The organism is Rhodococcus sp. AH-ZY2 (assembly GCF_030916465.1).
In the GTDB taxonomy this organism is placed as follows: Bacteria; Actinomycetota; Actinomycetes; order Mycobacteriales; family Mycobacteriaceae; genus Rhodococcus; species Rhodococcus ruber.
Map to the genome: position 1 here is coordinate 113,154 of NZ_CP126458.1, position 24,006 is coordinate 137,159.

Annotated in this window: 22 protein-coding genes; 11 read left to right on the top strand and 11 right to left on the bottom strand. The window is 71.2% G+C overall.

Annotated features, from left to right (window positions below):
* Positions 1-139 precede the first annotated feature (139 nt).
* Positions 140-4,099: a trehalose-phosphatase gene (gene otsB / locus QNA09_RS01330; RefSeq protein ID WP_048773377.1), complete on the top strand. Its 3,960-nt coding sequence runs from the start codon at positions 140-142 to the stop codon at positions 4,097-4,099.
* Positions 4,100-4,114: 15 nt separating this feature from the next.
* Here otsB and QNA09_RS01335 read toward each other — a convergent pair whose 3' ends face one another.
* From QNA09_RS01335 to QNA09_RS01360, 6 genes are all read right to left on the bottom strand, one after another.
* Positions 4,115-4,516, bottom strand: coding sequence for a TIGR02611 family protein (locus tag QNA09_RS01335; RefSeq protein ID WP_010594536.1), 402 nt, complete (start codon positions 4,514-4,516; stop codon positions 4,115-4,117).
* A 204-nt stretch (positions 4,517-4,720) separates the two neighbouring features.
* The gene (locus QNA09_RS01340; protein WP_208643864.1) at positions 4,721-5,068 is read right to left on the bottom strand and encodes a hypothetical protein; all 348 of its coding nucleotides are present in this window, start codon (positions 5,066-5,068) and stop codon (positions 4,721-4,723) included.
* Positions 5,069-5,173: 105 nt separating this feature from the next.
* Complete coding sequence (locus QNA09_RS01345; RefSeq protein WP_040273793.1) at positions 5,174-6,247, bottom strand: patatin-like phospholipase family protein; 1,074 nt, start codon at positions 6,245-6,247, stop codon at positions 5,174-5,176.
* A 98-nt stretch (positions 6,248-6,345) separates the two neighbouring features.
* Positions 6,346-7,383, bottom strand: coding sequence for a DUF5914 domain-containing protein (locus tag QNA09_RS01350; protein ID WP_040273795.1), 1,038 nt, complete (start codon positions 7,381-7,383; stop codon positions 6,346-6,348).
* Positions 7,380-8,945 (bottom strand): FAD-dependent oxidoreductase, encoded by a 1,566-nt coding sequence (locus QNA09_RS01355; RefSeq protein WP_017680930.1) that lies wholly within the window; start codon positions 8,943-8,945, stop codon positions 7,380-7,382. The genes QNA09_RS01350 and QNA09_RS01355 overlap by 4 nt, the downstream gene beginning before the upstream one ends.
* A 99-nt stretch (positions 8,946-9,044) precedes the next feature.
* On the bottom strand, positions 9,045-9,281 hold the full coding sequence (locus tag QNA09_RS01360) for a hypothetical protein (protein WP_010594530.1): 237 nt from the start codon (positions 9,279-9,281) through the stop codon (positions 9,045-9,047).
* A gap of 304 nt (positions 9,282-9,585) precedes the next feature.
* On the opposite strand from QNA09_RS01360, the gene QNA09_RS01365 reads away from it, so the two are divergent.
* From QNA09_RS01365 to QNA09_RS01380, 4 genes are all read left to right on the top strand, one after another.
* A complete protein-coding gene (locus QNA09_RS01365) occupies positions 9,586-11,019 on the top strand; it encodes a DUF4038 domain-containing protein (RefSeq protein ID WP_017680929.1) in 1,434 nt (477 codons plus the stop codon).
* A gap of 242 nt (positions 11,020-11,261) precedes the next feature.
* Positions 11,262-12,164 carry a hypothetical protein gene (locus tag QNA09_RS01370; RefSeq protein WP_040273799.1) on the top strand — a complete coding sequence of 301 codons (903 nt, stop codon included), beginning with the start codon at positions 11,262-11,264 and terminating at the stop codon, positions 12,162-12,164.
* On the top strand, positions 12,161-12,580 hold the full coding sequence (locus tag QNA09_RS01375; protein ID WP_010594527.1) for a phage holin family protein: 420 nt from the start codon (positions 12,161-12,163) through the stop codon (positions 12,578-12,580). Before QNA09_RS01370 ends, QNA09_RS01375 begins: the two co-directional genes overlap by 4 nt.
* Positions 12,577-13,173 carry a DUF3618 domain-containing protein gene (locus QNA09_RS01380; RefSeq protein WP_040273802.1) on the top strand — a complete coding sequence of 199 codons (597 nt, stop codon included), beginning with the start codon at positions 12,577-12,579 and terminating at the stop codon, positions 13,171-13,173. Before QNA09_RS01375 ends, QNA09_RS01380 begins: the two co-directional genes overlap by 4 nt.
* A gap of 167 nt (positions 13,174-13,340) precedes the next feature.
* On the opposite strand, the gene QNA09_RS01385 is transcribed toward QNA09_RS01380, so the two are convergent.
* Positions 13,341-13,556, bottom strand: a complete 216-nt coding sequence (locus QNA09_RS01385) for a hypothetical protein (RefSeq protein ID WP_040273804.1) — start codon at positions 13,554-13,556, stop codon at positions 13,341-13,343.
* Positions 13,557-13,749: 193 nt separating this feature from the next.
* Between QNA09_RS01385 and QNA09_RS01390 the strand changes: the two genes are divergently transcribed.
* Entirely contained in the window at positions 13,750-14,025 is a 276-nt protein-coding gene (locus QNA09_RS01390) for a hypothetical protein (protein WP_010594524.1), read from the top strand.
* Positions 14,026-14,228: 203 nt separating this feature from the next.
* On the opposite strand, the gene QNA09_RS01395 is transcribed toward QNA09_RS01390, so the two are convergent.
* Positions 14,229-15,170 (bottom strand): ADP-ribosylglycohydrolase family protein, encoded by a 942-nt coding sequence (locus tag QNA09_RS01395; protein ID WP_010594523.1) that lies wholly within the window; start codon positions 15,168-15,170, stop codon positions 14,229-14,231.
* A gap of 136 nt (positions 15,171-15,306) precedes the next feature.
* Between QNA09_RS01395 and QNA09_RS01400 the strand changes: the two genes are divergently transcribed.
* Positions 15,307-16,053 carry a flavodoxin family protein gene (locus tag QNA09_RS01400; RefSeq protein ID WP_010594522.1) on the top strand — a complete coding sequence of 249 codons (747 nt, stop codon included), beginning with the start codon at positions 15,307-15,309 and terminating at the stop codon, positions 16,051-16,053.
* A complete protein-coding gene (locus tag QNA09_RS01405; RefSeq protein ID WP_010594521.1) occupies positions 16,050-16,553 on the top strand; it encodes a hypothetical protein in 504 nt (167 codons plus the stop codon). The genes QNA09_RS01400 and QNA09_RS01405 overlap by 4 nt, the downstream gene beginning before the upstream one ends.
* Positions 16,554-16,612: 59 nt before the next feature.
* Here QNA09_RS01405 and ligD read toward each other — a convergent pair whose 3' ends face one another.
* A complete protein-coding gene (gene ligD / locus QNA09_RS01410; RefSeq protein WP_040273806.1) occupies positions 16,613-17,590 on the bottom strand; it encodes a non-homologous end-joining DNA ligase in 978 nt (325 codons plus the stop codon).
* A gap of 71 nt (positions 17,591-17,661) precedes the next feature.
* Positions 17,662-18,714, bottom strand: coding sequence for a DMT family transporter (locus tag QNA09_RS01415; protein WP_230831689.1), 1,053 nt, complete (start codon positions 18,712-18,714; stop codon positions 17,662-17,664).
* 73 nt (positions 18,715-18,787) lie between these two features.
* On the opposite strand from QNA09_RS01415, the gene QNA09_RS01420 reads away from it, so the two are divergent.
* Positions 18,788-19,690, top strand: a complete 903-nt coding sequence (locus tag QNA09_RS01420) for a LysR family transcriptional regulator (RefSeq protein ID WP_010594518.1) — start codon at positions 18,788-18,790, stop codon at positions 19,688-19,690.
* Between the two features lie 66 nt (positions 19,691-19,756).
* Here the strand turns inward: QNA09_RS01420 and QNA09_RS01425 are convergent, their stop codons facing one another.
* The gene (locus QNA09_RS01425) at positions 19,757-20,392 is read right to left on the bottom strand and encodes a TetR/AcrR family transcriptional regulator (protein ID WP_010594517.1); all 636 of its coding nucleotides are present in this window, start codon (positions 20,390-20,392) and stop codon (positions 19,757-19,759) included.
* Between the two features lie 46 nt (positions 20,393-20,438).
* On the opposite strand from QNA09_RS01425, the gene zapE reads away from it, so the two are divergent.
* On the top strand, positions 20,439-21,407 hold the full coding sequence (gene zapE, locus QNA09_RS01430) for a cell division protein ZapE (RefSeq protein WP_040273809.1): 969 nt from the start codon (positions 20,439-20,441) through the stop codon (positions 21,405-21,407).
* Positions 21,408-21,416: 9 nt separating this feature from the next.
* Positions 21,417-23,990, top strand: a complete 2,574-nt coding sequence (locus tag QNA09_RS01435) for a non-ribosomal peptide synthetase (RefSeq protein ID WP_048773371.1) — start codon at positions 21,417-21,419, stop codon at positions 23,988-23,990.
* The last annotated feature ends 16 nt before the right edge of the window (positions 23,991-24,006 follow it).

Sequence of the window (24,006 nt, forward strand, 5' to 3'; positions counted from 1 at the left end):
TTGGACCGGAGGCGCAGGTCCCCGGTCGACGCCGGATGTCCCAAGGAGCCGGAGCGAGGCCGGTCGGCGTGGGATAGTGGGCCTGCCGAGCCAGGACAGGGAAGCAGGCCGACATGGACGAATCGACCGGGAGAGAGCGATGAGCGGGCCGGTGATCGACCCTCGCCGTCACGACGCGGTGATCTTCGACCTCGACGGAGTGGTCACCGACACCGCAGCGGTCCACGCCGCGGCATGGGCGGAACTGTTCGACCGGTATCTCTCGCAGCGCCCCGACCACGACGGTGAGAACCACCGCGAGTTCACCGACGAGGACTACCGCAAGTTCGTCGACGGCAAGCCGCGTGTCGACGGCGTCGCGGACTTCCTGGCCTCGCGCGGGATCACGTTGCCGTGGGGGAATCCCGACGACGGCCCGGACATGGAGACCGTGTGCGGTCTCGGTGCCCGCAAGGACGAGATGTTCCGGGAGCGCATCCATCGCGACGGGGTCCCGGTGTTCGAGTCGAGCGTCGAGCTCGTGCGCCGGGTGCAGAAGGCCGGACTCGACACCGCGGTCGTCACCTCGAGCCGCAACTGCACGCTCGTGCTCGAATCCGCCGGGCTCGCGGATCTGTTCGGCGTCCGAGTCGACGGCGTGGTCTCCGACGAACTCGGGCTGCCCGGCAAGCCCGACCCCGCAGCCATGCTCGAGGCCGCCCACCGGCTCGGGGTCCGCCCGGCCCGGTCCGTCGTCGTCGAGGACGCGGAGGCGGGCGTCGCCGCGGGCCGACGCGGTGGATTCGGGCTCGTCGTCGGCGTGGACCGCGTCCACCATCGCGAGGAACTGCAGCGCCGCGGCGCCGACGTGGTGGTCGAGGACCTCGCCGAGCTGGCGGTGCGCACCGGCGACCGCCGGATGTCCCAGATTCCGGACGGCCTGGCCTCGTTCCAGCAGCTGACCGCACTGCTCGGCAAACGCCGGCCCGTGGTCTTTCTCGACTTCGACGGCACGCTCTCCGAGATCGTGAACGATCCCGCAGCCGCCACGCTTCTCGACGGCGCGTCGGCGGTGCTGTCCACGCTGGCGAGCGAGTGCACCGTCGCCGTCGTCTCCGGGCGGGACCTCGCCGATGTGCAGACCCGCGTCGGTCTCCCGGGACTGTGGTACGTCGGAAGCCACGGCTTCGAGCTGGTCGGCCCCGACGGGCAGCACCGGCAGAACGACGCGGCCCTGGCCGCCGTGCCCTGCCTCGAGCGGGCCGCCGCCGCCCTGCAGGAACGGCTCGACGACGTGCCGGGCGTCGTGATCGAGCACAAGCGGTTCACCGTGGCCGTGCACTACCGCAACGTCCCCCCGGACCGCGCCGACGGACTCGTCGCCGATGTGCGCGAGATCGCCGCTGCCGAGGACCACCTCCGGGTCACGACCGGTCGCAAGGTCGTCGAGCTCCGCCCCGATGTCGACTGGGACAAGGGCCGCGCCCTCGAATGGGTGCTCGAGCACGTGCGCGACGAGGACGACCCGATGCCGGTCTACATCGGGGACGACATCTCCGACGAGGACGCGTTCGACGCGCTTGCCGGCACCGGGCTCGGAATCGTGGTGTGCCACAACGAGGACGGTGACCGCCGGTCGGCAGCGCAGTTCTCGTTGGACGGTCCCGAGCAGGTCCGCCGACTGCTGCAGCAGCTCGCCGAACTGTGGGGCGGGAACCAGGAGGTCGGTCCGCGCCACGACGCCTGGACGCTGTACTTCGAGGGTTACGATCCGCCGGCCGAGAAACTGCGCGAGGCCGTGTGCACCGTCGGCAACGGGTACTTCGCCACCCGTGGCTGCGCCCCCGAATCCCACGCCGGCACCGTGCACTACCCCGGCACGTACGCCGCCGGGATCTTCAACCGCCTGACGGACGAGGTGGCGGGTCGCACCATCGACAACGAGAGCATGGTGAACCTGCCGAACTGGCTGCCGGTCACCTTCCGCATCGACGGCGGTGAGTGGTTCGACATCGACGCCGTCGACGTGCGGGAGTACTGCCAGTACCTCGATCTGCGCCGGGCCGTGCTCACCCGGCGGTTGCGTTTCCGCGACGCTGCAGGCCGCAGCACGACGGTCGTGCAGCGACGGTTCGTCGCGATGCACCAGCCGCACGTGTGCGGCCTCGAGACGACGATCGTCCCGGAGGACTGGACGGGGCGGCTCGAGATCCGGTCGGAAGTCGACGGCTCGGTCCGCAACACGCTCGTCGAACGCTACCGGCACCTCGACGGCAACCATCTGCGGCTGCTGCACACCGCCCGGCTGTCCGAGGACTCGGTGTGTATGACGGTCCTGACCAACCAGTCCCGGATTCCCGTCGCCGTGGCTGCCCGCAGCACGCTGTGGCGCGACGGCGAACGCGTCCCCGCCGAGTACACCCTGCTCGATTCGGGAGGACGGGTCGGACACATCATCGCGCTCGACGTGGCGGCCCACCAGCCCGTGACCCTGGAGAAGATGGCGACCCTGTTCACCGGGCGTGACCTGGCGGTGTCCGAGCCGTCGGAGGAAGCGGCCCGCTGGCTGGCCCGCACGGGACGCTTCGAGGAAACGCTCGAAGGACATGTTCTCGCCTGGGTGCACCTGTGGGACCGGGTGGACATCTACCTCGGGGGCGACGGCGAAGGTCTGCGCATCGTGCGGTTGCACCTGCTGCAGATGCTGCAGACGCTGTCGCCGAACACCGCGGAGCTCGACGTCGGCGTTCCGGCGCGGGGGCTGCACGGGGAGGCGTACCGCGGGCACATCTTCTGGGACGAGCTGTTCGTGCTGCCGGTGCTGAACCTGCGGTTGCCGGGACTGACCCGCTCCCTTCTGCGCTATCGGTACCGCCGGCTGGACGAGGCGCGCCGCGCGGCGCGGGAGGCCGGTCACACCGGCGCGATGTTCCCGTGGCAGTCCGGCAGCGACGGCCGTGAGGAGAGCCAGCAGGTTCACCTCAATCCGAAGTCGGGACGGTGGAATCCCGACGCGAGCTGGCGCCAGCATCACATCGGGGTGGCGATCGCGCACAACGTGTGGCAGTACTACCAGGTGACCGGGGACCTCGGGTTCCTCGCGGATTACGGTGCCGAGATGCTGGTGGAGATCGCCCGGTTCTTCGCCGACATCGCCACCTACGACCACGCCCGCGACCGGTACGTCATCCGGGGCGTCATCGGCCCCGACGAGTTCCATTCCGGTTATCCGGACGCGCCGTTCGACGGTATCGACAACAACGCCTACACCAACGTCATGGCGGTCTGGGTGATCCTGCGCGCCCTCGACGCGCTGGAGATCATCCCGCTGCGGATGCGCACCGAACTGGTCGACACCCTCGGTCTGACCGCGCGCGAGACCGCGCGCTGGGAGGATGTCAGCCGGCGTATGTTCGTGCCCTTCCACGATCAGGTCATCAGCCAGTTCGAAGGCTACGGGGACCTCGCCGAACTCGACTGGGAGGGATACCGGCGCCGGCACGGCGACGTCCAGCGCCTGGACCGGCTTCTCGAGGCCGAGGGCGACGACGTCAACCGCTACCGCGCGTCGAAGCAGGCCGACGTGCTCATGCTGTTCTACCTGCTGTCGGCGGACGAACTGCGGGAGTTGTTCGAGAGGCTCGGCTACGAGCTGACTGGTGAGACCATCCCGCGGACGATCGACTACTACATGGCACGGACGTCGCACGGGTCGACGCTGAGCGCGGTCGTCCACTCGTGGGTACTGGCCCGGGCACACCGCGGTCAGGCGATGGAATTCTTCGACCGCGTGCTGGCGTCCGACATCGCCGACATCCAGGGCGGCACCACGTCGGAGGGGATCCATCTCGCGGCCATGGCCGGCAGCGTCGACCTGCTGCAGCGTTGCTTCTCCGGTCTCGAAGCCCGCGGTGACCGCCTGGTCTTCGGCCCGCAGTGGCCGGAGGAACTCGGTGTGCTCGCCTTCCCGATCTTCTACCGGGGACACCACCTGCAGGTGCGGATCTCCGGCCGTCAGGTCGAGGTCAGTGCGGGCGCGGGCATCCAGCGGCCGATCGAGATCGAGTGCCGGGGCCGGGTCGAACGCCTGCATCCGGGCGACACGGTGCGGATGCTGTGACGATCCGGGAGAAGCTCAGAGCGGGCTTTCGAGCCACGAGTAGTCGACCCCGACCCAGCCGCCGGCCAGACTGAGGGTGCCGAGCAGCCACAGGGTCATGACCACGATCGCGCCGGTCGTGAGCGCTCCCGCACCCCGTACCACCAGCGACTGTTGTCCGAACCAGTGCATGAAGCGGTCGTAGCGGCCCCGCGCGAAGTGCAGCAGACGGTGCGCCCAGGCGAACTCCGAGGCCAGGATCCCCAGGCCGGCGAAGACGATGAGCCAGCCCGGGCCGGGATAGGGGATGGCCACGATGCCGGCCAGGAACACCAGTGTTCCGAAGGTCCCGACGGTGATGCGGTACGTCAGGTTCAGGGAGGGACGCCGCTCGATGCGCCGCCGCCAGCGGAGCCATCGCTGCTTCAGCCGGCGCAACGGGGATTCCGGGGTCCGGGCCTCGGCCCGGCCGGGCGAAACCGCGTGCCCACTCCGTCCTTCACTCACGATCTACCGAGCCTGCTTCTCGTCATACCAGGTTGCCGTGCACGGCAGGGTCGACCTTCAGTCTACCGGTGACCGGCGGTCACGGCGGGGCCCGGGAACGCGGACCTGCACGTCGCGGGCCGGTCCGCCGGCCGGTCAGGCTGCCGCGACGTCCGTCGGAACGGGACCGGCGGCGGTGAGCCGGTCCAGGTAGGCGGTGAAGACGGCGCCGAGTGCCACCGCGGTGTCGATCGTGTCGAGCCCGTGTATCGCCCCGACGAAGCACTCGTAGACGAGGACGGCCGCCTGCGACGGGAACAACCCGCCCTCGTCGGCGGTCAGCGCCCGCGCCGCGTCGTCCACGCTGCTCGCCACCGTGCGGGCCACCGATCCGTGCAGCGGCACGTCGGCCGCCGCAGCGACCAGGGCGTCCGCGAGCGCGGAGGAGGGGAACGCCACCGCGGTCGGCGCGATCACCCGACGGAACATCGTTACGTTCACCATGTCGAACCTCCCGTGGAATCTCCCGAGCCGTTCGGTCGAGTGGTACCCGTACGGGCACGCTGTACACAGTGCCGCAGGGGTCCGACAACTTCGGCTGCCGACGAGTCATGCCGTCAGGACACGGCGGGCGGCGGCGCGTCCGGCGCGCATGAACTCCGGCCAGTCCCGGGTGCCGAGGAACTGCCGGTAGAAACCGACGCCCCGCACCTTCGCGTACGGCACCGGCTCGATCATCGAGACGCGCGAGGCCGCGCGCAGCCGCGCCAGGTTCTCCCGTGCCAGCTCGACCTGCTGGGACGTGCGGACCTGAGCGGCGATGTAGAGGATGCTCGCGCGGCGTTCAGCCCAGCCGGTGGCGTCCTCGCCTTCGAAGCCGGGCGGGTAGAAGCCGTTCACGGCGAGGGTGACCTCGCACGGCTGCTCGAGGTCGAGCAGCGGGTGGACGGGGAAGATGTCGACGATCCCGCCGTCGCACCAGTGGAACCCACCGAGTGCGACGGGGGCGACGAACAGCGGCAGCGCGACCGCCATGTGCACGGCCCGGGCCACCGACAGGTCGGGATACGTTCGCGGCCCGAGGTACTCGAGGCGGTTCTGCTCGATGTTCCAGATCGGCGCGTAGGCGGGTACGGGCAGCGCGGCGAGCGTCATGTCGCCGAGCAGGCGCCGGTACGTGGCCTCGAGCGCGTCGCCACGCAGGATGCCGGCGAAGCCGCGGCCCACGGTCGGTGCGACGGTGAGCAGGCGTCGCCAGTCGACGTCGATGTAGTCCGCGGGGTCGAGTGCGAGGGTGAATGCTGCGACCTCGTCGGCGGGGACGCCCGCTGCGATCGGGAAGCCGAACAGCGCGGAACCGGAGCACAGCGAGACGACCGACGGCCGGATCCCGCCCTCCTCCAGTGCGCGGGCCACCCCGACCAGCGATGCGAGCGCTCCGCTGCCCCCGGTCGCGGCCAGCGCGATCCGATCGCCCTCCCGGACACGGACCCGGAAGGGCTCGAACGCGGGAAACGGATGCAGTTCCCGGTCCCATAGGCCCGACGGCCGCTGCAGGGCCGCCCGCGCGACGTCGACGAGGAATCCGGTGTCGGTGCGCACGCCGTCGACCACGTCCCGACCGCGGGCGAGAACGTCGAAGTACTGGCGCACCCGGAAGATGTCGAGGACGGTGTCGAGCATGTCTCGACTGTGCGCGCGGGCCGCGGCGCGGACCAGGGTCCTCGGACCCGAATCCGAGGCGACCTACGGTGCGGCGGCGGGACGGGGATGCGGCGCAGTCAGCGTCCGGGCACGGGGCCCGGTGAGGTCGCGGCACGGAGCTGATAGCGACGCTCGGCGTAGTCCAGGTCGTCGCGCCACAGCCGGGTGGCCGTGCGCTGCATGAGGGGGCGGAGGGCGGCGGCCGCGCGCCGGGTGGCCATGCCGAACCCCGGGCGGGGGGAGTCGGCGACGACGGCCTCGACGATCGCCGTCCGGGGACGGCCGTCCGGGCCGGTGCCACGCGGGGTCGCGTGGGTCTCGACCACGCTCCCGACGCCTTCGCCCGAGACGATGCGCATGACGACGGTGCGCGGTTCGGGGCTGGTGAATTCCGCGCGGACCGGAACCCCCATCCGGCCGGCGACCCGGAAGGTGACGTCGACGACGAACCGGTCCTCGTCGCCCGGGCTGCCGTGGGTGGAGGGTGCCTCGACCACCTCGAGGCGGGCGAACGAGTACGGATGGAACCAGGCGCCGTGCCACGGGTCGAGGCGGTTGGCGACGATGTCGGTGGGTTCGCACACCCCGACGAGGGTGGCGACGGCTGCGATGCGGGAGTCGGCGGTCGGACGCTCGGGGACGACGGGCAGTTCCGTCGGTGTCTCCCCGCCGACGTGGTCGAGCCGGACCCATACGAGCACCCCGTCGTCGTGACTCGGGAAGGGTTTCCAGCCGTACGCGCCTGCGGCGTCGATGCGTAGACCGTGCCAACGGCAGACCAGCGCACCGCAGTCCACCGCTGCCAGCGACATCGGCGCGCCGAGGTGGGGGCACGCGCCGGGGCCGACGATCACCTGCTCGCCGTCGCGCCAGGCGACGAGTTCGACATCGGCGACGGTGACGCCGAAGGGACGCTCCGCACCGATGTCCCGGCTGGCGGCCACGACGTACCAGTTGCCGGAGGGGCGGCGCTGCGAGCGGTCGAGGACGGCGTTGATCAGCTCGGGGCGGGCACCCCGGTAGGTGGGCGCCTGTGCGGCCCAGTGGTCCGGATCCATGGGCTGGACGGGCCAGGTGGCGGGCCAGCGACGGTACAGCGGATCGAGCACGCTCATGCGGGGCGCCTTTCCAGGGCGGCGAGCCGGCGCAGGACCGTCGAGCGGCCCCGGGTGGGAACCGTGTACAGGTCGTGGCCGGCAATGCCCCATTGGGCGAGAAGGGCATTGGCGGCCTCCCACCCCGTGGTGGCCGCGCGTTCCATGAGGGCCACCGGCAGGTCGATGCGGATGCCGTCGCCGGCGAGCATCAGCCGCTCGTGCGGGGTGCGGACGGTGGGCCGGTGCGCGAAATCGCCCACCCCGAACAGGGGGCAGTCCTGGCGCCACAGCGTGCGTTCCTCGACGACGCGGGCGGCGGCGGTCTCGGGGTAGATCGCGTGCAGGCGCGCGAGCACCTGCGCCTGCACATCCTCGGGCGAACGCGATTCGCCGACTCCGTCGCCGGTGGCGGCGTACGCGTGCAGTTCCACGACCGAACCGCCCGTGCGAGCGGCCCAGCCGCGGGCCTCCTCCTCGTAGCGGTCGAGCACGCTGATGTTGTCGAGCGGGCGCAGGCCGCCGGTGCCGAGGAATGCCGGGCGGTCCGTGGCGACTGGGCGATCCAGCCAGAGCCGCTGCACCAGGAACGGGGGAGCGGACCGCAGGTGCTGCACCCGCGAGCGCCACCCGGAATCACCGAGATCGGGCGAGGCGTCGACGAGGGCGCGCAATCCGGCCACGTCGAGTGCGAGGACGAGGCCGTCGGCGTCGGTGCTGCCGCCGGTGTCGTCGTGGATGCGGAAGGTCCGGGTGCCGCCGGGTTCGATGCCGGTCACCGCGGTGGCGGTCCGGATGCGCGCGCCGTGGCCCTCGAGATACCGGCCGAGCGGTCCCCACAGGGCGGTGTCGAAGTTGCCGGTGGCGACGTCGAACAGCAGGCCCTCCGCGGAGCCGAGGAAGTAGATGTGGAACATCGTGGCCAGCTCGGCGGCCGACATCCCGGCCGGGGGCGCGAAGAAGCTGCGCGAGAACACCTCGAACGCGAGGTGATTGGCCGCCTCCGGAAAACGGATGCGCTGCAGGAAGGTCTGGGCGTCGACGTCGTCGAGCCGGTCGTAGATCTCCGGCACGGACACGGTCGCGAGCGGGGCCGCGGCCCGCACGTCGATGCGCACCAGATCCTGCAGCCGGAACGTGGGACTGCGCAGCGCGAACACCAGTGCGTTCCACGGTGGGGTGTTGGGAATTCCGCGAAAGGTGTCGCGCCGGCCCGCGCCGTCGACGAGCGGATAGTCGTCGACCGCCGTCAGCCGCTGCAGATCGGGGTCGGTCCGTCGCAACAACCGGCGCAGGTTGTAGTACTGCCGGAAGAAGGCGTGGAACCCGCGGTTCATGGCGAGTCCGGTGCCGTCGTCGAGACGTTCACGCCAGCCGCCGACCCGTCCGCCCAGGTACGCCTCGCGTTCGAGCACCTCGACTTCCACGCCGCGCTCGGCGAGCGCGGTGGCGGCGGTCAGTCCTGCGATGCCGGCGCCGACGACCACCACGCGGGGCCGCTGCGGCAGATGCCCGGTGTCGGGCGCACCCCTGGAGGCGGGGTGGTGGGCGATCCGCGGGTCGCTGCCGACGGCACCGTTCATGTAACTGCCTCCTGCGGCGCCGGTGGGACCGGCCGTCGTGGTCGAACAGTGGCGAGCCCGAGCCTACCGCGGTGATGTCCGCCGCGACGGCCGACGAGCTCAGCCGCGCAGGCGTGCCGCGTGGGACGCGACAGCTTCGAGATGCTTGTCCGCTGTGCTCAGATCCAGATGGGCGTCGCTGAGGCTGTCGATGACCTCCCGCAGGTTGGCCTCGCCGGTGTCGTCGTCCGCCGCCGGCTCCACCATGTCGAACGCATCGGCGAGGGAGCGCACCCGCCGGTCCAGGGCCCGCAGATCCGTGCGCAGTTCGGCGACCTGCCGGAGGAGATCGTTCAACGTGCTCCCTCTCCGTGTGTGTGCGGCCGGTGATCGCCCGGGCGCGAACATGCCGCCGCACGCTCACGGTAAGCCGGACCGGGTGGCGTTCGAGGCGGAACGGGCGCTCGGCTCACGGCACGGGGACCGCTCAGGACCGATCGGGCCGGTGTCCGGCACGGAAGGCTCAGGCCGGCCGGGTCGCGACGGCATAGACTCGGCTGAGCGCATCCGGAGCCGAACCCGTACGGCCCCGGGGCCGGTGGAACGGCTGAAGCCTCGTCGGACGCGCACTCCGTCGAGCGCGCAGCCGGGTGGGAGAACCGTGAACAGACACTCCGCCCTGTCCCTTCTGGTCCTGCTCTGCGTCGCCGGTTGCACGGACCGCGGCGGGCCGCGGGTTCCTTCGTCGCCGCCGGCGACCGTCCCGGCGGCCGCCGCGTGCGACGTCGCCGAGAGCGCCGGCCATCGCTACGTCTCCTCCGTCGGTCGCAACGGCCGCTACTTCGAGGATCAGCACGGTGACCCGATTCTGATCCGCGGGGACTCGCCGTGGTCCGGCATGGCGGACTGGTCGCCCGAGCAGGCCGAGCTGTACTTCGCGAATCGAGCAGCGCACGGGTTCGACGCGGCCCTCGTCTCCGTGATCGCCGACCCCGACAACGGCGGGCCGAACGAGAACGGAGCCACTTTCGACGGCATCGAACCGTTCGTCGGCGGCGACATCACCGCATGGAACGAGCCGTACTGGGAGCGCGTCGACGAGTACGCCCGAATCGCGTGCCGGTACGGAAACACGTTGTTCCTGTATCCGATCGACGGGTGGAACCTCTCGGGCGTGTTCGCATCGGCCACTCCCGAACAGGCTGCGGTCTACGGCCGGATGATCGCCCAGCGATACGCCCGGTTCCCGAACATCGTCTGGCTGACCGGCGGTGACTATTCGCCCGACACGGACGACGCTGCCGCCGGGGCCGAATCGGACCGGGTACTGCGCGCCGTGCTCGACGGGATCAGGGCGGCCGGCTCGGACAGGCCGTTCTCGATACAGCTCGGCCCCCAGAAATCGCTCTCCACGGACAACCCGTTCTGGGAGCCACTGGTGGACTGGAACTTCGTCTACACCTACCTGCCGACCTACAAGGCCGTGCTGGACGGGTACGAGCGACCGGCAGGCGTCCGGGATCCGCGTCCTGCCGTGTTCGCGGAGGGCAACTACGAGGGCGAGAACAACCAGCCCGAGACTGCGCCGACGACCGACGAGACGCTTCGCCGCCAAGCGCTGTGGGCGTTGACATCCGGCTCCCCGGGGGAGTTCCGCGGCTCCGACGACTGGGAGTTCCGGGACGGCTGGGAAGCGCGTCTCGATACCCCCGCCGTCACGCAACTCCGAGCTCTCCGTGACCTGTGGGCGTCGTGGGCGTGGTGGCAGTTGGTGCCGGACGTCGACGACCCGTTCGTCCTCGACGGGCGCGGGACCCGCGCGACGGACGACGAGACGGTGGACGTCCTGGACAACGACTACGTCACCGCCGCACGCACGCCGGACGGCGCCCTCGCCGTCGTCTATGTGCCGACGGAGCGGACGATCCGGCTCGCGCTCTCCCTGATCCCGCAGGGAGCGAGCTACGCCTGGATCGATCCCGCCGATGCCGCAGCGCCCGCGTTGCCGGCGCAGGTGGACCGGGACGGAAACGTGTCCACGCCGGGAACGAACGTCGGTGGCGCGGAGGATTGGCTGCTGGTGGTCACCGGCTGATGCGGGCTACGGGGTGGCGGGTTCCGGCCGACCGCCGGAACTGCCGGAACTGCCGGAACCGTCGGTAATGCCGGATATGCGGCACGTTTGCCTCTCCCGGACCCGGGTAAGCGGGGGGCGTACGGCTGGTGGAGATCGACGACCATCGGCGACCGCCGGTGACACGGCGGGACGGCCCGGCACAGGCAGGACCGTGCAGAAGTGCCGGCCGTATTCCCGATCCCCTCGGAAGGACAACACTGATGACGTACAGCGGATACCCGGACCCGGGCGGACGGAGCACCGACCCGCTCACCGAGCAACCCTTCACCTCCCCGGACGGTCCGATACCGGAGCCCCGGCACCGTCTCGACGAGTATCGGACGGCACGCGGCGAACCGGACGATGCGTCGTCGGCGCAGGTCGCGCAGGAACAGGCCGGCCGGGTCGCCGGGCGAGCCGCGGACGCAGGCCGGGAGGTGGCCGGAACGGCCGGCGATCAGGCTGCCCGCGTGAAGAACGAAGCGACTGCGCAGGCCCAGGACGTGCTGCGGCGCACCCGGGACGAACTGACCGACCAGGCCGCTCGACAGCAGAAGAAGGTTGCCGAGGGGTTGCGCACGCTCGGAGCGCAGTTCGGTTCGATGGCGCGCGACTCGGAGCAGCCCGGCATGGCCGGTGACCTCGTCCGCCAGGCGGCCGACCGAGCCGACACCGTCGCCTCCTGGCTCGAACAGCGGGAGCCGGGTGGAGTCCTGCACGAGGTCAGCGGTTTCGCCCGGCGTCGACCGGGGGCCTTCATCGCCCTCGCTGCGGGAGCGGGATTCGTCCTCGGCCGGCTCGGTCGCGGACTGAAGGACGCGGACTCCGGATCAGGTTCCGCGACAACACATTCCTCCGACCCGGCTTCTCCCGCGCCTCATTCGCCGACGGCGCAGTCCCCAGGGGTCGCGCACCCCGGGTTCACCGCCGCCGATCCCGGCGCCGGCGGGCCCGCCGGATACGCGTACCCGGCGCAGGGACCCGGCACGTCGGCGCCCGGAACGTATCCTGCGGGACCCGCGACGGGGGCTCCGATGCCCGGCGGCTACTCGGCGCCGGGGACGGGCACCCCGCCGCCCGGCGGATATGCACCGCCGCATCCCGGTGGGGAGGTGCGGCCGTGACTCTTCCTCCCGCAGAACACAATCGAGCCGGCGACCAGCGCTCGCTGGGCGAGTTGCTCGCCGATGTCAGCGGTGACCTGTCCACCCTGATGCGCCAGGAACTGGCACTGGCGAAGGCCGAGGCCACCCAGACCGCGACCCGTGCCCGCAAGGGCGCCGGCATGCTGGCCGGCGCCGCGGTGGCGGCGCACTTCGTGCTGCTGTTCCTGTCCATCGCCGCATGGTGGGCGCTGGGCAATGCGATCGGCCGCGGCTGGTCGGCCCTCGTCGTGACCGTCGTGTGGGCGGTCGTCGCGACGCTGCTGGCCGTGCTGGGACGCTCGGAGCTGGCTCGCGCCAAAGGACTTCCCCGCACCACCGAAACCCTTTCCCAGGTGCCCGGAGCACTTGCCCCTCATCCCCAGGAGAAGCGATGACGAACACCGACGACCCGGATCGGATCCGCGCCGAAATAGACCGTACGCGACGCAGTCTCAGCGCCGACGTCGACACGCTCGCCGATCGGGCGCGGCCCTCGACGATCGCCCGGCGCAAGGTCGGCGGGATCGGCGGCTCGCTGTCCCGGATGCGGGACAGGGTCATGGGCACGGCGCAGGACGCGACGTCGCAGTTGTCGGACACCGGCCGCTCGGCCGTGTCGTCGGCGACCGACGCGGCACGCGGCGTGCCCGCCACCGCGCAGCAGCAGGCGCAGGGCAATCCCTTGGCGGTCGGGCTGATCGCGTTCGGCGCCGGCCTCGTGGCGGCCGCGCTGGTGCCCGCCAGCCGGTCCGAGCAGCAGGCCGCCGTCGCGCTGAAGGAGACCGCGGAGCCGGCATTGCAGGAAGCTACCGACGCTGCCAAGGACACCGCTCAGCGGCTCGCGCAGCCCGCGCAGGAGGCGGCGCACGCGGTCGCCGACACGGCTCGGGATGCCGCGACGACCGTCGCCGAGGAAGGTGCCGGCGCCGCGCGCACGGTGCAGGGTGACGCACGCGACGCCGCACACACCGTCCGCGACCGGCGCTGAGCTGAGCCCGAAACGTCCCGCCCTCGGCCGGAGGGCGGGACGTTCGCCATGCAGGCCGGCGCGTCGTCGTCGCGGAAGAAGTCGTCGCGGAAGAAGTCGTCGCGGAAGAACACGATCCGGATCGCCGTGCCGAGTCCTCGGCGCTCCCCGAGGCCGGCCCCGCGACGTCAGATCATGACGGCGGCGACGGCCACGGCCACCAGAACGGATACCGCGATCGCGAGTCCGAGCAGCACCGAACCGGTGACGGCGACCGTCATGGCTGCCGCTACCGCGCAGGCGACGCCCGCCGTGCCGGACGTGTGCCGCAGACGCGAGCGGGACTCGTCGGCCTCGTCGTTATCGGTCGGTAACCTGTGCCGACCCTCGAAGGTATGGATCACGATGTACCCCCTGCCGTACCACAATGTGATCGCTCTCACATTATGCACTGATTTGTATCGCATCACAAAACGATGTCGCCAGTCGAACGCGTATCGCGTTCGTTGCGGCGCCTCCCGGGTTCGTGCACCCGGGGTGTGGATTCCGTCCGAGCGGGGTATCGGATACGGAGTCGGCAGGAAAGGAGACGGGCGTATGGAGTCGGAACGGCAGGGCAACGACGAACCGCTGGTTGCACATCCCACGATGGCTTTCGTGCTGGACGGCATACTGATTCTGGCCGTGGCGGTGGTGGGGCTGTGGATGTTCGGTTCGCTGCTGTGGGCAGTACTCGGTGGGATCTTCTGCGCGGCCACACACCTGGTGTGCCGGGCGACCGGGCATTGCGGTGCGCCCTCGGCGGCCGTCGCGCAGGCGGAATCGCAGCAGTCGATCCCGGTGACGAGCGCGGAGGTCGCACAGGCGGCCTGACGTTCGATACCCGTCTCGACGCGCACCCCGGCAACTGCTCCGACGGTTCCGCACCGGCAGCCCAGCTCGAGTTCCACGCTCTCCCGTGAAGACGCCACACCCGTTCCCGTCGACCGTCATGGACGACACCGGCACGAACGCCGCGGCGCCTTCGCCTCCCGGCCGGCGGCGCCGCACCGAGACCGCGTCCTGTGACCGGCGGTCTACCGGCCGGCGGCTCGCGCCGCGGCAAGACCGGTCGCGAATCCGGTGACGACGGCCGCGTCCGGCAGCAGCACCGCGGACGACCAGGGGATCTGCGTGAGCGCTGCCTCCGCGGACGGGAATCCGGCACCGAGCAGACCGCCTGCGAGGGCGGCGACCGTGTCGGTGTCCCCGCCGAGCGCGACGGCGGCGCGCATGGCGTCGATCGGCGACCGCGCCGTGACGATGCAGTGCAGCACGGCGGCGACGGTGTCGTACGGTTCGAGCGAAACGCCCGACGGGGCGGCGCTCCAGCGGTCCGTCGCGACCGCGGCGAGGAGGTCCCCCAGACGACGGCCACCACCGAATTCCCCGGTCGCGATGCGCGCCTCGTCGCGGGCCACCTCGAGCAACCGCTGCGCGTCCGCGCCTTCCAGCGACCACGAGGCGCACGCCGAGATCACCGCTGCCGCGCACTGCGCGTCCGGTGACGGATGCGTCACCCGGGACAGACCCAGGCTGAGTGCGCGCCGGCGATCCGGTTCGTCGACCGGAACCGCCCAACCGGCCGGAAGAGCCCGCATCGCAGCGCCGTTCGTGTCGCCACCGGTCTCGGGACGCCGGCCCGATTCGCGGAAGGCCCGGATCGCGGCCAGTGTGGAGGGCCCCAGGCCCGGGACGGTCTCGGCGCGCTCGCTGAGCAGACGCAGGAACCTCGAGCCCGGGTCCTCGTTCGAGGTCGTCGTCAGCACCTCGGCCACGAGGAGGGTGAGCGCCGTGTCGTCGGACGTCGCGCCCCGGGGCCGGCCCGGCCGGACGGGCAGGGTTGCCGCCGTCCCGAGATCGATGTCCGCGGAGTCCGCGCCCTCCCAGGGGACGCCGAACGCGTCTCCGCAGGCGTACGTGGTCAGTGCGGCCGCGATCCGGTCGCGGTAGGAGGCTGCGTCGAGTTCGTCCGTCACCGGTGCCGGTCCCTTCCCTGGGCCAGATGTTCCGCACGTTACCGGAGGTCGCCGGCAGCAGGACGGACGCGGAACCGCTTCCGTGGGCAGTCGTCGCGGTCTATCGTGGGCGTGCGGATCTCGTGTGGGAGGACCCATGACCGAACCGGCTTTCGAGGGGTTGCAGGGCACGGACGGATCGCGCCGGTTCGAGGGGCTGCGCGCCATGTTCGTCAACTGCACACTCAAACGGTCGCCCGAGACCAGCAATACGCAGGGGCTGATCGATCGCAGTGTGGCGCTGATGGAACGGGAAGGCGTCAGGGTGGACCAGATCCGGGCCGTCGACCACGACATCGCGACGGGCGTGTACCCCGACATGACGGAGCACGGGTGGCCGAGCGACGAATGGCCGCAGTTGTTCGAGCGCATCCTCGCCGCGCACATCCTCGTCGTCGCCGGCCCCATCTGGCTGGGTGACAACTCGTCGGTCACCAAGAAGGTCGTCGAACGTCTCTACGGCTGTTCGTCGCTGCTCAACGAGCACGGCCAGTACGCGTACTACGGTCGCGCCGGCGGTTGCCTGATCACCGGCAACGAGGACGGCGTCAAGCACTGCGCGATGAACATCCTCTACAGCCTGCAGCACCTCGGATACGTGATCCCGCCGCAGGCCGACGCCGGCTGGATCGGGGAGGCCGGTCCGGGCCCGTCATACCTCGATCCGGGGTCGGGCGGTCCGGAGAACGACTTCACCAACCGCAACACCGCCTTCATGACCTACAACCTCATGCACACCGCCGCGCTGCTCGTGCGGGCCGGCGGTTTTCCAGTCGGGGGCAATCAACGCTCCCTGTGGGATGCCGGTTGTCATCCTTCGTTCGAGAATCCCGAGCACCGGTGACGGCGCGACTCGGCGGGCGTGCCCCTGCCGCGCGGTGCGCGATCCTCCCGCTCGCGATGCTCGTCGCCACCGCCTGTGCGGCGACGGACGACAGCACCGACGATGCCGCCCCGGAGTCGGGCCCCGCGGTGACCGCGGCCGGAGAGTCGACGGTGGTCACCACGGCGAACGGTCCCCTCGGTGAGATGCTCTTCGACCGGACGGACCAGGCGATCTACATCTTCGACCGGGAGGTGGGCACGGTTCCCGACTGCTACGGGGACTGCGCCGTGGCGTGGCCGCCGGTCCTCACCGTCGGCGCCCCCGTCGCGGCCGGCGACGCCGACCAGGCACTGCTGGGGACCACGGCGCGCTCCGACGGGACCACCCAGGTCACGTACGCCGGGCATCCGCTGTACTTCTATGCCGACGAGGAACCCGGGCAGGTGCTGTGCCACCGGGTGGAGGAGTTCGGCGGGCTGTGGCTGGCGGTCGACGAGGTCGGCGTCCCACTCCCGTGACCCGAGGTCACCACCGGCCGCCGTGACGGTGGACGACGCGTCCGGGAGATCCCGCGGCGCTACGGCAGCGGCGGAACGAGGATCTCGTCCGGCTCCTTGTCCGGTCGCAACCCCTTCCAGCTGGGGTGCCGGAGACTGTCGCCCGTGAACTCCCGGTACTCGACGTCGCCGACCAGTACGGGTTCGGCCCACCGGGCGGCCCGGACGACGGGGGCCGGCGGCGTGACGTCGAACGGATAGGTGGGCCGCTCGAGTTCGTCGAGCCGCTCCCACAGGGCCCGTCGCCCCGCGGTGGTGAAGCCCGTGCCGAGGTTGCCGATGTGGACGAGACGACCGTCGTCGTCGTGGGCGCCGAGGACCAGGGACCCGAAGGTGGCGCGGTGCGGACCGGTGCCCGGCAACCACCCGGCGACGACGGCCTCGGTGTTCCTGCGCAGCGCCGTCTTGATCCATGCCGGGGACCGGCGTCCCGGCTGATAGGTCGAGTCGGTCCGCTTGCAGACGATGCCTTCGAGACCGTGGTCGCGGGCGAGGTCGAGCAGGATCTTCGTATCGGTGCCGATCCAGTGCGGTGGGGTGCGGACCAGAGGACCGGACATCGACAGGTCGACCAGCCGGCGACGGCGTTCGAGGTACGGCAGCCCGGTCGTCGGTGCGCCGTCGAGCGCGAGCAGGTCGAACGCGTAGAACTCCACGGGTGTGGTCCTGATCAGCGCGGCCGTCGGTTTCGCCACGTGGATGCGGCTCTGCAGCCGGGGGAACGACGGCGCCCCGGTCCGCGGGTCGGGCGCGACGATTTCGCCGTCGACGACCGTCGGACGGCCGCGAGCCAGCGCCGACAGCGCGATCGTCAGCTCCGGGTAGATCCCGGAGACGTCCCTGCCGTTGCGGCTGTGGAGCCGGCACCGCTCGCCGTCGCACATCGCCACCGTGCGTGCGCCGTCCCACTTCATCTCCACCGCCCATCCGGTGCCGATCGGCGGGCGGCCGGCGGTGGCGAGCATCGGCGCCGGGACGGAGGCGCGGGCTGGGGGCATGGTAGGGATTATCCGGTGCGGCAGCGCGATGTGCAGCCCTCGAGTGCAGAATTGCGCTGGGCCACAGAGAATTACACCGATGTACTCTGCTGTGCGCCGCGGCGTGCCCCCAGGTCGGCGGGTGGGCACACGGCGCGGGGGCGGGTGGATAACGAGATGGGATCGATTTGTGGGGGTGGCGCCTGCCGGTCGTGCCGCTCGGGGGTCGCCGGTGCGCGGCTGACGAACCAGACGGCGGCGACCACGACCGCGCATCCGATCGACTGGACGAGAGTGGGGCGCTCGTGCACGAGGGCGATCGCCACCCCCATCGCCAGCACGGGCTGAGCGAGCAACAGCGTCGCGCCGACCTCGGACGGGAGCCGGGGGAGGCCGATTCCGATCAGGACCCAGCCGAGCACCTGGCCGCTCAGCGCCAGCATCGCCAGCCATCCGAGGGCGGGCCAACCGGGGGTGAGGTCGACCGGGCCCCACAGCGAGCCGACGGAAGTGCCGACGACGCCGGCGACGAGAGTCGACACGAACACCTGCGAGGAGGCTCTTCGTTCCGAACCCGCCCGACCGGCGACGAAGAGGTAGGTGCCGTACGCGAGGCCTGCGGCCAGTGCCAGCAGTGTTCCCCACATCGACCGATCGGTCTCGCCGCCGCCGAACAGGGCTCCACCGGCGAGCGCGACACCGGCGAACAGGAAGGGAACCGCCAGGACGAAGCGCACCGGAACCCGTTCGCGGAAGACCAGCCACGCCAGCAGCGGGACGACGACGACCTGGACGTTGACGACGACCGTGGCGATTCCGGCACCGATCATCTCGATCGATCGTGCCCACAGCGCGAAGTCGATGCCCAGCATCGCGCCGCCGAGCGCCTGGGTGGCGAGCACGCGGCGTGAAATGCCTCCGTGTCGCCGAATCTCTTGCAGCGCAAGAAGGCCCAGTACGGGAAGAGCGAATGCGCACCGGAAGAGGGTCGATGTCGCCGGCGACACCCCGGAGAGCTTGATCAGGCCGGCCGTCAGCGACGTCGCCGCGGCACCTGCCAGCACCGTCACCCGCGGATCCACGGGGGTGACGGTGAAGCGGGGGCGGGCGACGAGCACAGGCGGCAGGCGCGGTCCGGAGGTCATGCTCGAATTCTCGAGGGGCCGACCCGTGAGCACAAGTAAATATTCGTGCCGATGAATCGGTAGAGTTACTACCGTGTTGAGCGTCGAGCGCCTCCGGGCCCTGTGTGCGGTCGCCGAGTACGGCTCGATCAGTGCGGCGGCGCAGGCCCTGCATGTGACCCCGTCGGGGGTATCGCAGCAGTTGCACAAGTTCGAGCGCGAGGTCGGTGTGGCGCTGCTGGTGCCGTCCGGTCGCGGAGTGCAGCTCACCGATGCGGGCCGCCTGCTGGCGCGCCGTGGGCGAGAGGTGATATCCCTTCTGGCGCAAGCAGAATCGGAGGTCGTGTCCCTCGAGCGCGACGTGGTCGGAGACCTGCGGATCGGGTCGTTCGCGTCGGCGAGCCGGGTCGTCGCTCCGGCGGCGATCGCCGCCCTGCAGCGCCGCCACGCCGGACTCCGGATCGGTTTCGTCGTCGGTGAGACCGAGGAACTCGTCCCTGCGGTTGTTCGGCGCGAGTTGGATCTGGCCGTCGTCGACAGCTGGGTCACGATGCCGTTCCAGCTCCCCGAAGCGGCGGTATGCACGCTCGTGCACCGTGATTCCGCCGACGTTGCGCTTCCGATCGATCATCCTCTGGCGCACCGGGACTACGTCGATCTCGACGAGATCGCGCAGATGCCGTGGACGACCTGGACGAAGGGTGCCGTCTTCCACACCTGGCTGGTCCAGACGCTGCGCAAGCGGGGCGTCGAGCCCCGGGTCCGTTACGAGGTGCCGGAGTTCGCTGCCCAGCTCGAGTTCGTCGCGCACGGCCTCGCCGCCGCACTGGTGCCGCGCCTGGCTCGGGTGTGGGTGCCGGAGACGATCGCGATCGTGCCCGTACGGCCGACGTTGGAGCGGGAGATCTACGCCCTCCGGCGCCGGGACAACGACCGGCCCGCGGTGCGCGCCGGTATCGCGGCGCTCAGCGAGTCGTTTGCCGGGATCGGTACCTGAGTGTGCCAGTGGACCGCCTCCGCGATCCCGGTGCGTCCACCTCCGGTTCTCGCCTGCCGCAATCGATTACGTGCGCGTGCATCCGCAGGTGCCGACGTCCCGCTCGGGGCGCAGGCCCCGGAGGAACACCGCGATCGGCCGGGCCAGTAGCGCGACGCTCTCCTCCGTGCCGGCGGTGACACCGTCCAGCGACCGGGCGCCGAGCAGCCGGTCCGCGGTCAGTCCCTCGGCCAGGCTCACGAGATCGGCGGCTGCGCCGTCGGCGTCCTCGGCTTCGCAGGCGAGCGCGAGGCCGCGCGCGGCCTCGCGGGAGAACAGAGAGGTCGCCAGGGCGGCGCGCTGTTCGGCGGCGATGGTCGGATCGGTGGCCAGGGCATACCGCACGAGCAGATCCCGGCGGCGGTGGCTCAGGTTGTGGTCGAGCACCGTCGCGACCGCTCGCGCGGCGGCGTCGACGTCGATCGGGGCCGGTGGCCGGGTGAGGCCGGAGTGTGCGAACTCGGCACGGGAGCGTTCGGTGAGACGGCGCACGGCCGCATCGATCAGACCGCTGCGGGTGCGGAAGTAGTACGAGCACGAACCGTCGGGAAGGTCGAGGGCGCGGTCCACCGCCCGGTGGGTCAGGGCGCGCAGTCCGTCACGGGCGATCAGGTCGAGGGTGGTCTCGGCGATCAGGGCGCGGCGATCGGGACTGCGGGCCATGCCCGGAACTCTACACATGTAGAGTCCCCGGCACGTGCAGAGGAGGATGACGGTGGACGATCCGCACCAGCGCGCCGGCGCGGAGGCGCTGCATCGGCTCGGTGGCGATCTCGCTGCCCGGCGGGCCTCCCCGTCGGGCGTCTACCTGTGGGGGCCGGTCGGCCGGGGCAAGACGTGGCTGATGGACCGGTTTCTCGAGACGGTGCCCGTGCCCGCGCGACGGCACCACTTCCACGGCTTCTTCACCGCCCTGCATGCGCATGCGCATCGACTCGGCTCGATCGACGACGCCGTCGATGCCGCGGTCGGCGACGCCCGCGTGCTGTGCTTCGACGAGTTCCACGTCCACGACATCGGCGACGGCATGCTCGTCGCGCGTGCCGTGCGCACCCTCCTCGGACGGGGCGTCGCGCTCGTCGCCACCTCCAACTATCCGCCGTCGGGGTTGCTGCCCAACCCCCTGTTCCACCACCTGTTCGAACCCACCATCGTCCTGCTCGAACGCCGGATGGAGGTGGTCGAGGTCGGGGGGCCGATCGACCGTCGCCGCACGGCCGCGCCCGCACCGGACGGCGGGTTCGGGTCGGGCGAGTTCCTCTCGCCCGGCGTCCTCGACCTGCCGGAACCGGGGGAGCGGCGAACGCTGCGGCCGTCGGGCCGGGCTCTGCCTGCGCTCGCCGTGCGCGGCGGCGTCGTCTGGTTCGACTTCGCCGACCTGTGCTGCGCGCCCACCGCGCCCGCCGACTACCTCGCAGTCCTTCGCGACCACCCCGAGTGGATCGTCACCGGCGTCCCGCCGCTGCGCGAGGTCGACCCGGACGCCCTGCGCCGCTTCGGCAACGTCGTCGATGTGCTGTGCGACGCCGGCGTTCGGCTCACCGTGTGCGCCACCGTCGCGCGCGCCGACTTCGCGACGTCCGTCCCCGCCGAACCCGACGTCGACCGGCTGCTCAGCCGCCTCGCCCTGCTCCGCGAACCCGCCCGAGCCTGGATTCAGGACAGCCAAACCTTATAGACTGCCGCGGTGTCACCACGTTCCACCGAGCTCGTCGACTGTCCGACGGTTCCGTTCGTCCGACGCCTCGCCGAGCACGGCGAACGGACCGCACTCGTCTGCGACGGCGCCGAGATCACCTATCGCGACCTGGCCGAGCGGGTCGCCGGCATCGCCGACCGACTCGGCACCACCCGCCGGCTCGTGCTCGTCGTCGGAGCCAACACCGTCGACGCGATCGTCGCCTACCTGGCGGCGCTGTCCGCCGGCCATCCCGTCCTGCTCGTGCCCGGCGACCGGCCCGACGCCCTCGCCGCGACGATCGAGGCGTACCGGCCCGACGTCGTCGTCGACGGCGGCCGCCTGGAGGAACTCGCCGAGGGCACCGGCCACGACCTGCACCCCGACCTGGCGCTGCTGCTGAGCACCTCCGGCTCGACCGGCTCGCCCAAGCTCGTCCGCCTGTCGCACCGCAACGTGCAGGCCAACGCCGAGGCCATCGCCGACTACCTCGACATCCGCGACACCGACCGCGCGATCACCACGCTGCCGATGCACTACTGCTACGGGCTGTCGGTGCTGCACAGCCACCTGTTGCGGGGCGCCGGCGTCGTGCTCACCGACCGGTCCGTCACCGACCCCGGATTCTGGGACCTCGTGCACCGGCACCGGATCAGTGCACTCGCCGGCGTGCCGTACACCTTCGACCTGCTCGACCGTGTCGGTTTCGCGGACATGGCCCTGCCGCACCTGCGCTACGTCACCCAGGCCGGCGGTCGCCTCGACCCCGACCGCGTCCGCCGCTACGTCGGCCTCGGCCATCGCCGCGGGTGGCGGTTCTTCGTGATGTACGGGCAGACCGAGGCCACCGCCCGCATGGCCTACCTGCCCCCGCATCTCGCCGCGGAGCACCCCGACACGATCGGCGTCCCCGTCCCCGGCGGCGCCTTCCGCATCGACCCCGTGCCCGAGGCCGGCGACGGTGCCGGCGAACTCGTCTACACCGGGCCCAACGTCATGCTCGGCTATGCCACGGACCCGTCCGATCTGGCTCTGGGGCGCACCGTCGACGAACTGCGCACCGGTGATCTCGCCGTCCGCACCGACGCCGGGCTGTACCGGATCGTCGGCCGTCGATCGCGCTTCGCGAAGCTGTTCGGTCTTCGCATCGATCTGCAACGCATCGAATCCGTCCTCACGCGCCACGAACTCGCCGCGTGCTGCGCCGGCGGCGACGACGAACTGATCGTCGCCGTCGAGTCCGCCGACGCCGCGCACGTACGGGCGGTCGCGGCGCGCGCGAGCGGACTGCCCGAGTCCGCGGTGCGGGTGTGCGTCGTGGCCGAGCTGCCCCGCACACCGAACGGCAAACCGGACTACCGCGCTGTCGCCGCTCTGGGCGCTACCCCGGTGCCGCCGCGGCCGGCCCCCGAATCTCGGGCCGCCGACCTCCGGCAACTGCGGGAGCTCTACGCGGACGTACTCAGCCGCGACGACGTCACCGACGACAGCACGTTCGTCGGCCTCGGGGGCGACTCGCTGTCGTACGTGCGCATGTCGGTGCGGCTCGAGCGGCTGCTCGGGCACCTGCCCGCGGACTGGCCGACGACGCCGCTGCGCGAGCTGAGCCCGTCGTCGCGCCGGACACCGCGAGGCTGGCGGACCGTCGAGACCAACGTGCTCATCCGTGCCGTGGCGATCGTGTTCATCGTCGGCTCGCACCTGCACCTGTTCGCCCTCGTGGGGGGAGCGCATGTGCTGCTCGCCGCCGCGGGCTACAACTACGCGCGGTTCCAGCTGCCCAAGCCTCGCGCCGAACGGCTGCGCACCACCCTGCTCAGTGTCGCGCGGGTCGCCGCACCCGCCGCCGTGTGGATCGGCGCGGTACACGTGATCACCGGCGAGTACCGCTGGTCGAGTGTGCTGCTGCTCAACGGGGTGTTCGGACCGCCCGCCTGGACGAGGGAGTGGCGGTACTGGTTCGTCGAGGCACTGGTGTACGCGCTGGTCGCGGTGGCTCTGCTGCTCGCCGTTCCGTGGTTCGACCGGCACGAGCGACGATTCCCGTTCGCGTTCCCGCTCGGACTGGTGGGCCTGGGGCTGCTGACCCGGTACGAGGTGCTCGGGCCGGACATGCCGACCAGTCAGATCCTCGCCTCGTACGTGGTGTTCTGGCTCTTTCCGCTGGGCTGGGCGGCAGCCCGGGCCGACGCGGGGTGGCAACGGCTGGTGGTCTCCGCCGTGGCGATCGCGACCGTACCGGGGTTCTTCCACGCCGAACCCGAGCGCACCGCGCTCGTGATCGGTGGGCTGCTCCTGTTGATCTGGGTGCCGCGGATGTGGTGGCCGGTGCTGCTGGTGCGGCCGGCCGAGGTGCTCGCCGCGTCGTCGCTGTACATCTACCTGACCCACTTCACGGTCTATCCGCAACTGCGGGACATCGACCCGTGGCTCGCGTTCGCGGCGTCACTCGTCGTGGGTGTGGCGTACTGGCAGCTGTGGGTGCGGCTGGGACAGCTGTGGGGCCGCTTGGGCAGGGGTCCCGTCGACGCGATGCTCGCGCGGTCCGGTGCTACTCGCGCGCGTGAGGACGCGCGCAAGTAGCACCGGGGGGCGCGGA

Excerpts from the sequence above, each read along its gene's own strand:
- otsB (WP_048773377.1), top strand. The coding sequence starts at position 140 with ATGAGCGGGCCGGTGATCGACCCTCGCCGTCACGACGCGGTGATCTTC.
- QNA09_RS01340 (WP_208643864.1), bottom strand. The coding sequence starts at position 5,068 with ATGGTGAACGTAACGATGTTCCGTCGGGTGATCGCGCCGACCGCGGTG.
- QNA09_RS01345 (WP_040273793.1), bottom strand. The coding sequence starts at position 6,247 with ATGCTCGACACCGTCCTCGACATCTTCCGGGTGCGCCAGTACTTCGAC.
- QNA09_RS01350 (WP_040273795.1), bottom strand. The coding sequence starts at position 7,383 with ATGAGCGTGCTCGATCCGCTGTACCGTCGCTGGCCCGCCACCTGGCCC.
- QNA09_RS01355 (WP_017680930.1), bottom strand. The coding sequence starts at position 8,945 with ATGAACGGTGCCGTCGGCAGCGACCCGCGGATCGCCCACCACCCCGCC.
- QNA09_RS01370 (WP_040273799.1), top strand. The coding sequence starts at position 11,262 with ATGACGTACAGCGGATACCCGGACCCGGGCGGACGGAGCACCGACCCG.
- QNA09_RS01380 (WP_040273802.1), top strand. The coding sequence starts at position 12,577 with ATGACGAACACCGACGACCCGGATCGGATCCGCGCCGAAATAGACCGT.
- QNA09_RS01390 (WP_010594524.1), top strand. The coding sequence starts at position 13,750 with ATGGAGTCGGAACGGCAGGGCAACGACGAACCGCTGGTTGCACATCCC.
- QNA09_RS01400 (WP_010594522.1), top strand. The coding sequence starts at position 15,307 with ATGACCGAACCGGCTTTCGAGGGGTTGCAGGGCACGGACGGATCGCGC.
- ligD (WP_040273806.1), bottom strand. The coding sequence starts at position 17,590 with ATGCCCCCAGCCCGCGCCTCCGTCCCGGCGCCGATGCTCGCCACCGCC.
- QNA09_RS01415 (WP_230831689.1), bottom strand. The coding sequence starts at position 18,714 with ATGACCTCCGGACCGCGCCTGCCGCCTGTGCTCGTCGCCCGCCCCCGC.
- QNA09_RS01425 (WP_010594517.1), bottom strand. The coding sequence starts at position 20,392 with ATGGCCCGCAGTCCCGATCGCCGCGCCCTGATCGCCGAGACCACCCTC.
- zapE (WP_040273809.1), top strand. The coding sequence starts at position 20,439 with ATGACGGTGGACGATCCGCACCAGCGCGCCGGCGCGGAGGCGCTGCAT.